General features: G+C 64.8%; 12 protein-coding genes. 5 read left to right on the plus strand and 7 right to left on the minus strand.

Features of this window, described 5'->3' with window-relative positions; genetic code table 11:
• Nucleotides 1-53: 53 nt before the first annotated feature.
• The 4 genes from NX782_RS15520 to NX782_RS15535 all read right to left on the minus strand — a co-directional run bounded on the left by NX782_RS15520 (nucleotide 54) and on the right by NX782_RS15535 (nucleotide 3,275).
• Complete coding sequence (locus tag NX782_RS15520) at nucleotides 54-1,415, minus strand: TolC family outer membrane protein (RefSeq protein WP_258846382.1); 1,362 nt, start codon at nucleotides 1,413-1,415, stop codon at nucleotides 54-56.
• Nucleotides 1,416-1,475: 60 nt separating this feature from the next.
• The gene (locus tag NX782_RS15525; RefSeq protein WP_258846383.1) at nucleotides 1,476-1,799 is read right to left on the minus strand and encodes a rhodanese-like domain-containing protein; all 324 of its coding nucleotides are present in this window, start codon (nucleotides 1,797-1,799) and stop codon (nucleotides 1,476-1,478) included.
• Nucleotides 1,800-1,806: 7 nt separating this feature from the next.
• Nucleotides 1,807-2,460 carry a protein-L-isoaspartate O-methyltransferase family protein gene (locus NX782_RS15530; protein ID WP_258846384.1) on the minus strand — a complete coding sequence of 218 codons (654 nt, stop codon included), beginning with the start codon at nucleotides 2,458-2,460 and terminating at the stop codon, nucleotides 1,807-1,809.
• A gap of 161 nt (nucleotides 2,461-2,621) precedes the next feature.
• A complete protein-coding gene (locus NX782_RS15535; protein ID WP_258846385.1) occupies nucleotides 2,622-3,275 on the minus strand; it encodes a TetR/AcrR family transcriptional regulator in 654 nt (217 codons plus the stop codon).
• An 88-nt stretch (nucleotides 3,276-3,363) separates the two neighbouring features.
• On the opposite strand from NX782_RS15535, the gene NX782_RS15540 reads away from it, so the two are divergent.
• The 3 genes from NX782_RS15540 to recQ all read left to right on the plus strand — a co-directional run bounded on the left by NX782_RS15540 (nucleotide 3,364) and on the right by recQ (nucleotide 6,476).
• The gene (locus NX782_RS15540) at nucleotides 3,364-3,633 is read left to right on the plus strand and encodes a YkgJ family cysteine cluster protein (protein WP_258846424.1); all 270 of its coding nucleotides are present in this window, start codon (nucleotides 3,364-3,366) and stop codon (nucleotides 3,631-3,633) included.
• 154 nt (nucleotides 3,634-3,787) lie between these two features.
• Complete coding sequence (locus tag NX782_RS15545) at nucleotides 3,788-4,621, plus strand: undecaprenyl-diphosphate phosphatase (RefSeq protein ID WP_258846386.1); 834 nt, start codon at nucleotides 3,788-3,790, stop codon at nucleotides 4,619-4,621.
• 31 nt (nucleotides 4,622-4,652) lie between these two features.
• Nucleotides 4,653-6,476, plus strand: a complete 1,824-nt coding sequence (recQ, locus tag NX782_RS15550) for a DNA helicase RecQ (protein WP_258846387.1) — start codon at nucleotides 4,653-4,655, stop codon at nucleotides 6,474-6,476.
• A gap of 79 nt (nucleotides 6,477-6,555) precedes the next feature.
• On the opposite strand, the gene NX782_RS15555 is transcribed toward recQ, so the two are convergent.
• The 3 genes from NX782_RS15555 to trmB all read right to left on the minus strand — a co-directional run bounded on the left by NX782_RS15555 (nucleotide 6,556) and on the right by trmB (nucleotide 9,361).
• Entirely contained in the window at nucleotides 6,556-7,314 is a 759-nt protein-coding gene (locus NX782_RS15555) for a LytR/AlgR family response regulator transcription factor (protein WP_258846388.1), read from the minus strand.
• Nucleotides 7,315-7,316: 2 nt separating this feature from the next.
• On the minus strand, nucleotides 7,317-8,402 hold the full coding sequence (locus NX782_RS15560; RefSeq protein WP_258846389.1) for a sensor histidine kinase: 1,086 nt from the start codon (nucleotides 8,400-8,402) through the stop codon (nucleotides 7,317-7,319).
• 278 nt (nucleotides 8,403-8,680) lie between these two features.
• Entirely contained in the window at nucleotides 8,681-9,361 is a 681-nt protein-coding gene (gene trmB, locus NX782_RS15565) for a tRNA (guanosine(46)-N7)-methyltransferase TrmB (RefSeq protein WP_258846425.1), read from the minus strand.
• Nucleotides 9,362-9,567: 206 nt separating this feature from the next.
• On the opposite strand from trmB, the gene NX782_RS15570 reads away from it, so the two are divergent.
• The gene (locus NX782_RS15570; protein ID WP_258846390.1) at nucleotides 9,568-10,200 is read left to right on the plus strand and encodes a PEP-CTERM sorting domain-containing protein; all 633 of its coding nucleotides are present in this window, start codon (nucleotides 9,568-9,570) and stop codon (nucleotides 10,198-10,200) included.
• An 83-nt stretch (nucleotides 10,201-10,283) separates the two neighbouring features.
• Nucleotides 10,284-11,402, plus strand: coding sequence for a succinylglutamate desuccinylase/aspartoacylase family protein (locus NX782_RS15575; RefSeq protein ID WP_258846391.1), 1,119 nt, complete (start codon nucleotides 10,284-10,286; stop codon nucleotides 11,400-11,402).
• The last annotated feature ends 4 nt before the right edge of the window (nucleotides 11,403-11,406 follow it).

Below are 11,406 nucleotides of genomic sequence, written 5' to 3' on the forward strand. Positions count from 1 at the left end.
GACGAATGAAAACGGCGCCAACGGCGCCGTTTTCACGTCAGCGATAAAACCGATTACGGCTGCTGCAGCAGCGCATTGATCGGCTGCAGGTCGTCCTCGCGCAGCGAACCGGCGGCCGCCTTCAGTTTCAGGCCGGCCAGGATGGTGTTGTAGCGCGCACGCGCCAGGTCGGTGCGGGTCTGGTACAGCTGGCGCTGGGCGTTCAGCACGTCGATGTTGATGCGCACGCCAACCTGGTAACCCAGCTTGTTCGATTCCAGCGCCGAGTTGCTCGACACCTCGGCCGCTTCCAGCGCCTTCACCTGGGCCAGGCCCGAGTTCACGCCGAGGAAGGACTGGCGCGCCAGCAGCGCGGCGTTGCGGCGGTTCGCCTCGAGGTCGTTGCGCGCCTTGTCTTCGAGGGCGATCGACTCGCGCACGCGGCTGGTGACGGCAAAGCCGCTGAAGATCGGGATGTTGTAGGAGATCCCGATCGCGTTGTTGGTGCTGCGGCCCGACTGGCTGGTCTGGCCGCTGAGGCTCGTATGCTGCGAGCTCGCCACCAGGTCCAGGGTCGGCAGGTGGCCGGCGCGCTGCTTCGAGATCTCGCGCTTGGCCGACTCCAGCTGCAGCTGGGCCACCGACACGTTGTAGTTCTGGTTCTCGGCGGCCGAGACCCATTGGTCGACGTTGACCGGCTGCGGCGCGGTCAGGTTGACGCCGGTGCGCAGGGTCGCCAGCGCGGCCGGCGGGGTGCCGATGATGGCCTGCAGCGCGGTCTTCTTGGTTTCCAGGTCGTTGACCGCGGCGATTTCCTGCGAGATCACCAGGTCGTAGGCGGCCTGGGCTTCGTGGGTATCGGTGATGGTCTGGGTGCCGACTTCGAAGTTGCGCTTGGCCGATGCCAGCTGTTCGGTCACGGCTTCCTTCTGGGCGCGGGTCGAGGCCAGCGTGTCCTGGGCCGCCAGCAGATCGAAGTAGGCCTGGGCCACGCGCACGATCAGGTCCTGCTGGGACTGGGCGAACTGGGCTTCGGAGATCGCTTCCTGCAGCTTGCTCTGCTGGTAGGTTTCCCAGCGGTCCCAGCGGAACAGCGGCTGCGACAGCTGGACCGTGTACTGCTTCTGGGTCGCCATGGCCTGGCTACCGCTGACGAACTGGGTATTTCCGTCAGCGTCGGTAAACGGCGTGCCGGAATTCCATGGCGTGTTCTTGCCATCGGAACGGGTCACGCTACCCACCACGCCGACGGTCGGCAGCAACCCCGCACGCCCCTGGGGGACGCGTTCCCGCCCGACCAGGGCCGACGCGCGCGCGCTCGCATAGGTGGCGTCATTCGCCAGTGCCTGCTGGTACACCTGCAGCAGGTCGGCCGCCTGGGCGTTGAGCGAGAAGAACGCGCCGGCCAACAGCACGGCGATGAGGGGTTTCTGCATTACTTTCTCCATCCGAATCATCAGTAGTCAAGGACACAGGTCCTGGCAAAACTCAGTACATCAGTACTTGGGCATCGCCGGATCGACCTGTACGGCCCAGGCGTGTACGCCGCCTGTTAAATTGGTAATCTTTTCAAATCCGTTACGTTCCAGGAAAGCAGCCACCTGCATGCTGCGGGCGCCGTGATGGCACACGCAGACGATTTCCTGGTCATCGTCCAGCTCGCCGACGCGGATCGGGATCAGGTTCATCGGGATCTGCTTTGCGCCTTCGATATGGCAGGTCTCGAATTCCCAGTTTTCCCGCACGTCGAGCAGCAGCGGTTTCGGTCGCGACGGGTCGGCCAGCCAGGCCGCCAGTTCCGGAGCGGTGATGTGTTGCATCGTCGTCTCAGAACTGGAAGTGCGACACGGCCGGTGCGCCGGTCAGGTATTTCACGTTGGTCTCGAACACTTTCACCGTGTTCCAGCTGTTTTCGCCGGTGCGGGTGACGATGTTGAATTCCATCGCCGGCGGCTGGCCGACGATGGCGGCGATGCGGCCACCGACCTTCACCTGCTTCAGGAAGGCTTCCGGCAGCACTTCCAGTGCGCCCGAGATCACGATCACGTCGTACGGGGCGCCCTTGTCCCAACCTGCGGCGCCATTGCCCTGTTCCACGGACACATTGCTGATCCCGGCCTTGGCCAGGTTCTTCTCGGCCAGTTCCTTGATCTCCGGATTCAGTTCGACGGTCGTGACCTTGGCCGCGCGGTGCGCCATCAGGGCCGCCATGTAGCCCGAACCGGTACCGATTTCCAGCACGTTCTCATGCTTTTTGAGGCCGATATCCTGCAGGATGCGCGCTTCGATCTTCGGGTTCAGCATGGCTTCGCCGCCCGGCAGCGGGATTTCGGCATCCGCGAACGCCAGGCTCTGGTAGGCGGCCGGCACGAACTGTTCGCGCTTGACCACGTGCAGCAGGTCGAGGATGTCGGTATCGAGCACGTTCCAGGGACGGATCTGCTGTTCGATCATGTTGAAGCGGGCTTGTTCGATATTCATGTTGTTACTCGGCGGGAAATTAAATAATCCGATATTTTATCGTTGAACGGCCTCGGGAACACATCTTAGCGATATGACACCCAAGACCACGGGAAATTGCGACAGTCTGCAGTTTAGGAGGGATGAACGCCGGAAAACGGCGTCCTGACACGACAATACGATCACGCCGCCGGCTTGCCACCAGGGGGCAGCAGACCGTGCAAGGACATGTCGAGGAAGGTGTCGAGGAAAGCCTGCGGCTCCAGTTCCGCGCGCGGACAAGGGCCGACCGAGTGCTTCCAGGTGATCAGCATGAGCATGGGCGCGATCAGCACCTGGGTCATCAGGTTGATGTCCATGGGGCGGAAATCGCCGCGTTCGACGCCGCGTTCCAGCATGCGCGAGGTGGCCGCGGTGCCGCGGTTGATGACTTCTTCCTGGTAGAAGTGCGCCAGTTCCGGGAAATTGTCCGCCTCGGCCATGACCAGCTTGATGATGCCGGAGGCCTTGGTCGCGCCGAGCCGCTGCCACCAGGAATGGATCATGTGGCGCAGCAGGTCGGCGCTGTGGCCTTCGAATTCGGCGACCGAGGTTTCGGCCTCGCCGATGACCGGCACGATGCTGCTGCGGACCACGGCCTTGAACAGCTCTTCCTTGTTCTCGTAGTACAAGTAGAGCGTGCCTTTCGAGACCCCGGCACGGCGCGCGACGTCTTCCAGGCGTGTGGCGGCATAGCCACGTTCGACGAACAGGTCAATGGCTGCCTCCAGCAACTCCTGGGGCCGCGCGTCTTTACGGCGCTCCCAGCGTGGCTTGGCGTCAAATGGGCATGGCATGCGTCTGTCCGAACAACTAACTGTTGAGTCAGGAAATATAGACCTGGGGCTGGGGCCAGTCAAGCCATGCAGGTATACTATGCCGATGATGTCTCCGCCTGAACCCGCCAGTTGCCGCCCCGGTTGCGGCGCCTGCTGTATTGCTCCTTCGATCAGCTCACCGATTCCTGGCATGCCGAACGGCAAGCCGGCCGGCGTGCGCTGCGTGCAGCTGGACGAGCACAACGGCTGCAGGATTTTCGGGCAGCCGGAACGGCCGAAGGTGTGCGGCGGCCTGCAACCCTCCAGCGAGATGTGCGGCGAGTCCGCTGGGCAGGCGATGTTCTTCCTGAGCGAGCTGGAGCGCTTGACGGCCTGACAAGGCTGTGAAAAAGCATTCTTGCCTGCAGCAAAAAAGCCACCACCTGTTGCGGGTAACTCGACGGCAGCGCACCCAGGCGTGGTAAGCTTGCGGGCTGCCCGGCGCAGCATCCTTCCGCATCTGACCACAATAACATCCTTAATAAAACTTCATGGACATCATTCTCGCCCTGAAAGCGATCATCATGGGCCTCGTCGAGGGCTTTACCGAGTTCCTGCCGATTTCCTCCACCGGTCACCTGATCCTGGCCGGTAGCCTGATCAATTTCACCGGCGAAGTCGCCAAGGTCTTCGAGATCGCGATCCAGGCCGGCGCCATCCTGGCCGTGATGTGGGAATACCGTGCGCGCATCGGCACCGTGATGAAAGGCCTGACGTCCGACCCGCGCCAGCAGAAGTTCGTGATCAACCTGATCGTCGCCTTCCTGCCGGCGGCCGCGCTGGGCTTCCTGTTCAGCAAGGCGATCAAGGCCCACCTGTTCAAGCCGGAGCCGGTGGCGCTGGCCTTCATCGTCGGCGCCTTCGTGATCCTGTGGGCCGAGCGCCGCCACAAGACGCTGCCGGGCTCGCACCGCATCGAAACCGTCGACGACATGACCATGCTCGACGCCTTCAAGGTCGGCTGCGCGCAGTGCTTCGCGCTGGTTCCGGGCACCAGCCGTTCGGGCGCGACCATCATCGGCGGCATGCTGTTCGGCCTGTCGCGCAAGGCGGCCACCGAATTCTCCTTCTTCCTGGCGATCCCGACCCTGCTGGCGGCCACCGTGTACTCGGTCGTCAAGGCGCGCCATGACCTGCACATGAGCGACCTGCCGCTGTTCCTGGTCGGCGGCGTGGCGGCCTTCGTGTCGGCCTTCCTCTGCGTCCGCTGGCTCTTGCGCTTCATCAGCTCGCACGACTTCACGGGCTTCGCCTGGTACCGTATCGTGTTCGGCATCGTCATCCTCGTCACCGCGCACTTCGGCTGGGTGAACTGGGTGGACTAACCTGGCGGACTGAACTGAGCAAAGCAATACCATGACGAGCGACATCCCAGAACGCGCGCTGCACATCCTGCAGACGGTCTTCGGCTATCCCGCCTTCCGCGGGCAGCAGGCCGAGATTGTCGAGCACGTGGCCGGCGGCGGCGACGCGCTCGTGCTCATGCCCACCGGCGGCGGCAAGTCGCTGTGCTACCAGATCCCGGCGCTGGTGCGCGACGGCGTCGGCGTGGTCGTCTCGCCGCTGATCGCGCTGATGCAGGATCAGGTCGACGCCCTGGCCGAGGTCGGCGTGCGCGCGGCCTTCCTGAATTCCACGCAAACCTTCGAAGAGACGCTGCGCATCGAAAAGCTGGTGCGCACCGGCGAGATCGACCTGGTCTACGTGGCGCCCGAGCGCCTGATGACGCAGCGCTGCCTGGACCTGTTCGAGGACTCGCACATCGCGCTGTTTGCGATCGACGAGGCGCATTGCGTGTCGCAATGGGGCCACGACTTCCGCCCCGAATACATCCGCCTGTCGATCCTGCACGAGCGCTTCCCGCACGTGCCGCGCATCGCGCTGACCGCTACCGCCGACCAGCTCACCCGCGCCGAGATCGCCCAGCGCCTGCAGCTCGAGGAAGCGCGCCAGTTCGTCTCGTCGTTCGACAGACCTAATATTCGCTATTCCATCGTCGAGAAGACCAACGGCCGCAAGCAGCTGCTGGACTTCATCACGAGCGAGCACCAGGGCGACGCCGGCATCGTCTACTGCCTGTCGCGCAAGAAGGTCGAGGAGACCGCCGAGTTCCTCAACGAGAGCGGCATCCGCGCCCTGCCCTATCACGCCGGCATGGACTACGCGCTGCGTGCCGATAACCAGGCGCGCTTCCTGCGCGAGGACGGCATCGTGATGGTCGCGACCATCGCCTTCGGCATGGGCATCGACAAGCCGGACGTGCGCTTCGTGTGTCACCTCGACCTGCCGAAATCCCTCGAGGGCTATTACCAGGAAACCGGGCGCGCCGGCCGCGACGGCCTGCCCTCGAACGCCTGGATGGCCTATGGCCTGCAGGACGTGGTGCTGCAGCGGCGGATGATCGACGAGTCCGAGGCCGACGAGAATTTCAAGCGAGTGCTGGGCTCGAAACTCGATGCCATGCTGGGCCTGTGCGAGACTTTGAGTTGCCGCCGCATGCGCTTATTGGAGTATTTCGGCGAGCGCTCCGGCCCCTGCGGCAATTGCGACACCTGTCTGATCCCGCCGGTGTCGTTCGACGCCACGGTGCCGGTGCAGAAACTGCTGTCGGCCATCTACCGCGTCGACCAGCGCTTCGCCGCCGGCCACGTGATCGACGTGCTGCGCGGCGTGCAGACCGAGCGCATCAGCCAGTGGCACCACGATAAGCTGACCGTGTATGGCGTCGGCCCCGACCGCAGCGAGCACGAATGGCGCGCCATCGTGCGCCAGGTGATCGCGCTGGGCCTGGTCACGGTCGACCACGACGCCTTCAGCTCGCTGAAGCTGACGGAAAGCGCGCGCCCGGTACTGAAGGGCGAGCGCAAGGTCGAGCTGCGCCAGTACCAGAAGCCGGTCAAGCCGAAGCGCCAGGCCGGCGCCGGCAAGAGCAGCTATGTCGAGATGGACCTGTCGCCGGCCGAGCAGAAGATCTTCGAGAAGCTGCGCTGGTGGCGCATGGAGACGGCGCGCGCGCACAGCGTGGCGGCCTTCATCATCTTCGGCGACGCCACCCTGCGCGAGATCGCCAAGGTCAAGCCGACCTCGCTGGACGAACTGCGCGGCGTGTCGGGCGTGGGGGCGAAGAAGCTGACCTCTTACGGCGACGAGATTGTCGCGATGATCACCGAGATGGTTTGATGCGTTTGCGTGGGCACGGGGTGCCCACCCTACTGGCTACGTAGGGTGGGCTCCCCGTGCCCACGCAGCGGTCGTGCGATTATTCCCGAAACAGGTGCACGAACGTCCGGCTCACCGCCAGCTTCTCCGCACTGCCCTTCACCAGCACCTGCATGCGCTCCGCGTCGATCCGCTCGGCCGCCAGGATCGCGTTCACGTTCACCACGGTCGCCCGGTGGATCTGCCAGAAGCGCTCCGGGTCCAGCGTGCCCAGTAAATCCTTGAGCGGCGTGCGCACCAGCGCTTCGTAGTCGCGCAGCACGATGCGCGTGTAGCGGGTGTCGGACTGGAAGAACAGCACCTCGTCGACGTCGATCACGCGCACCTGGCGGCCGACGCTGGCCTTGATCCATTTGCTGCGCTCCTGGCGCATGCCCGGCAGCGCGGTCTTCAGGTGGCGCAGCAGTTCCCCCATCGCGGCGCCGTCGCTTGGCGGCTGCGCCAGCTTGGCTTTCAGGCGCGCCAGCGCCCGTTCCAGGCGCTCGACCTGCACCGGCTTCAGCAGGTAGTCGACCGCGCCGGCGTCGAAGGCATCGACCGCGTACTGGTCGTAGGCGGTGACGAACACCACCTGGGCCATGCTGCCGATGCGCTCGGCCACCTCCAGCCCGGACAGGCCGGGCATGCGGATGTCGAGGAAGGCCACGTCCGGCTCGTGCTCCAGGAAGCCGTCCCAGGCATCGTTGCCGTTTTCCGCGACCAGCACCACGCGCGCCTCGGGCCAGCACTGCGCCAGCAGTTCCAACAGGCGCTCGCGCATCAGGGGTTCGTCTTCGGCGATCAGTACGGTTGGCTGCATGCTCATGCCTGTGCGTGGGGAATGATGACGTCGGCGATCAGGCCCGGGTCGCCGTCGTGCAGGCGCAGGCTGGCGGCATCGCCGTAGACAAGGCGCAGCCGATGGCGCACGTTCTCCAGGCCGGTACCGCCGCCGCCGTCGGGCTCGGGCAGCGTGCTCATGCCGACGCCGCCGTCCTGCACGCGGATCCGCAGCGCGCCTTCAAGCGCCTGGGCCGACACCGTCACCTCGCCGCCGCGCAGGGCCGGTTCGATGCCGTGCTTGATCGCGTTCTCGACCAGGGTCAGCAGGATCATGGTGGGCAGTTGCACCTGTTCGAGCGCGCGCGGCAGCTGCAGATCGAAGCGCAGGCGCTCGCCCAGGCGCACCTGCATCACCTTCAGGTAGGACTCGACCAGGCCGAATTCGGCGGCCAGCGATACCTGTTCGCTGCGCATGTCGCGCATGCTGGAGCGCAGGAAGTCGATCAGGTTACCCGTCAATTCGGCGGCGCGCGGCGCGCCCTGCTGGGCCAGCTGCTGGACCGCGCCCAGGGTGTTGAACAGGAAGTGCGGCTCGATCTGGGCGCGCAGCAGGCGCAGTTGGGACTCGGCCAGTTCACGCGCCATTTTGGCTTGCTCAGCTTCGCGCTGCAGGCGAACGTTCATGGCCTCGGACTGGCGCTTGCGCAGCACGCTGATGATCATCACCGGCACGCCCACCACTAGCATGCCGACGGCAGCGCCTTTCAGCACGCTGACCAGCCGGCCGCCCAGCGCCTCGAACGGCGTCCCGCTGGCCCACATCCCCCCTGCCACGACGAGAGTCTGCGCGAGGAGGCAGCCAAGTATGATCAGCAGATGCTTTCGGGAGTCGTGGATGATGCGGCGGTAATCGAACCATGCGCTGACCACGGCAGCGGCAAGCGGAAACCCGATCGCGTTGGCGAGCACGATGGCATGCAGCCAGCCGATGCTCTCCGAGCAGAAGTGCAATATGACACCGCATACGCTGAAGACCAGCGCCAGGGCGGCAAGCGTCCAGTACAAGCGTGCGCCACGATACTTCAGGGAAAAGGCAAGCAATTGCTGGCGCTGTACCAGGGGCATTTGCGCCATTTTCTCGGCAAAGCACCGGCGGAAGCCCGCCGGCGCCTGGGCCGCGAGCTCCGGCTGCGCGAGCACAGCCAGATATTCCTCATCCCATTCCCGATACCAGTTCGTTAGCCTGCGCCACATGATGCCCTCCCGTAATCGTTAATATATAGCAACGATTACAGTCTAGGCAGCCCTGGCCGGGCCGGATATCGAAATGGGACGAGCGACGAATCCGCGTGGATGAACGACGACGCCCCCGTCAAGGCGCCCGGCGTGGGCGGGGTGACGAGTCAGCGCTTGGTAAACACCAGGTCCCAGACGCCATGACCCAGCTTCAGGCCGCGGTTCTCGAACTTGGTCAGCGGGCGGTAGGACGGCTTTTCGGCATAGCCTTCGGCCGTGTTCTGCAGCAGCGGTTCCGCGCCCAGCACTTCCAGCATCTGCACCGCGTAGTCTTCCCAGTCGGTCGCGCAGTGGATGTAGCCGCCCGGAGAGAGCTTCTGGCAAAGGAGCTTGACGAAAGGCGGCTGGATCAGGCGGCGCTTGTTATGGCGCGCCTTGTGCCAGGGATCCGGGAAGAAGATGTGGACGCCGGCCAGCGAGCCGTCGGCGATCATGTTGTTCAGCACCTCGACCGCATCATGCTGGATCACGCGCAGGTTCTTGATGTCCTGCTCGCCGATCATCTTGAGCAGGCTGCCCACGCCCGGCGTGTGCACTTCGACGCCGACGAAATCGGTGTCCGGCATCGCCTGGGCGATGTGGGCGGTGGTGCCGCCCATGCCGAAGCCGATCTCCAGCACCAGCGGCGCCTGGCGGCCGAAAGGCGCATGGAAGTCGAACATCTCCTTGCGGTACTCGATCAGGAATTGCGGCCCGAATTCCTCGAGCGCGCGCGCCTGCCCGGTCGACAGCCGTCCCGCGCGGGTGACGAAGCTGCGGATGCGGTGCTCGGTCGGGTCGTAGAGCATCGGACGGCCTTGGCTGTTGGTGGGCGTATCGGAAGACATGATCGATGGGGACAAAGAGAAAGGGCGACATTATAGCAGCGCCTGTCGGCAGACTTTACAGTGGACTTCTATCCGGAAACTTAAGCGTTTGTTTTTCCTGACATTTTCCTTGAGGGCACGGAAATTGCTCATGCGAAAACAGTGTCTTAATTCAATAAGGGATGATCATGAAAAAATACATCGGCACCCTGGCGCTGGCCGCCAGCCTGATCGCGTTCGCCCTGCCGGCTTCGGCAGAATGGCTCAACGTTTATCAATCGACCGAACCGACCAAGGGCGCGCTGGGCCAGGACTGGACCGCCAGCTGGGTCGACGGCTGGAACGTCTCCGAAGGGCCATCCGACCTGAAGATCGACGACAAGGGCTTCTCGTACTGGTATCTCGGCGGCGGCTTCTGGTACGGGACCATGACCCAGACCTATGTCTTCACCACCACCGCGGCCAGGACCGAATCGCTGACCCTGGGCATCGACCTGTCTTCCAACGAACAGTGGGACGGTTCGGCCACCAGCATGTACATCTGGCAGGGCAACACCGCCAACAGGACGCTGCTGGCCGGCGCCACCGCGGACGCCGTCGAACACGCCTCCCATACCCTGAACCTGACGGCAGGCCAGGAATGGGGTTTCATGGCCGTCAGCGGCAGCATCGACGATACCCCATATAACACCGGCCGGGTCTACGGTTCGTTCATCATCACCGATGCAAGCACCCAATCCGAAGTGCCGGAACCGGCCTCGCTGGCCCTGCTGGGCCTGGGCATGCTGGGCGCCGCTTGCGCCCGCCGCCGCAAGGCCTGAGGCATCCGAGCGGGACGTGGCGCGCCGCCGTTCTCATACATAATGGCGCTTCGCCGTCGAATGTAGAAAGACAGAGAGAACGCATGCAAGCCACGTCCCACCCGATCGCGACCGAAGACAACGTCGCCACCTTCCAGCTGACCTCTTACCATTTCGGGTCCCCCGGCGCCGGCAAGAAGGTCTATATCCAGGCTTCGCTGCACGCCGACGAAGTGCCGGCCATGCTGGTCGCCCACGTGCTGCGGCGCGAGCTGGAGCGCCTGGAGCGCGAGGGCCGCATCAAGGGCGAGATCATCCTGGTCCCGGCCGCCAATCCGATCGGCCTGTCGCAGGTCGTGCATGGCGCGCCCTTCGGCCGCTACGACCTTGCCACCGGCACCAACTTCAACCGCTTCTACAAGCATGTGGCCGGCGAGCTGAAGGAATCGCTGAAGGGCAAGCTGGGTCCGGATCCTGACGCCAACGTGGCCCTGATCCGCGAACATGCGCGCCGGGCGGTGGCCGACTGGCGCACCGAGACGCCGACCCAGGACCTCAAGAAGACCCTGCTGGGCATGGCGATCGACGCCGACATCATGCTCGACCTCCACTGCGACAACGAGGCGGTGCTGCACCTGTACACCGGCACCCCGCTGGCCGAGCAGGTCAAGCCGCTGGCGGCGCTGCTGGGTGCCCATGCGACCCTGCTGGCGCGCGAATCCGGCGGCGAACCCTTCGACGAAGCCTGCAGCCGCCTGTGGTGGGACCTGGCCAGCCACTTCGGCCCCGACACGCCGATCCCGATGGCCTGCATCGGCGTGACCGTCGAGCTGCGCGGCGAGATGGATGTGCGCTACGAGCTGGCCGAGAAGGATGCGCAGGGCCTGCTGCAGTACCTCGCGCTGCAGGGCGTGCTGGACATCGCGCGCGCGCCGCTGCCGGCCTTGATCGCAGAGCCGACCCCGCTCGAAGGCGTGGAGCCGCTGGCCGCGCCGCACGCGGGCGTGCTGGTCTTCCTGAAGCGCCTGGGCGAGCGCGTGCAGGCGAACGAGGCGGTGGCCGACATCGTCAACCCGGTCAGCGGCCAGGTGAGCACGCTGCGCGCGAGCCACGCCGGCATCCTGTTCGCCAGCACGGCGCACCGGCACCTGCTGCGCGGGATGCACGTCTGTAAGATCGCCGGCGGTGCGCCTTTCCGCAGCGGTAGTCTGCTGGGTAGTTAATCGT

The organism is Massilia norwichensis, from assembly GCF_024753245.1.
Classification (GTDB): domain Bacteria; phylum Pseudomonadota; class Gammaproteobacteria; order Burkholderiales; family Burkholderiaceae_D; genus Telluria; species Telluria norwichensis.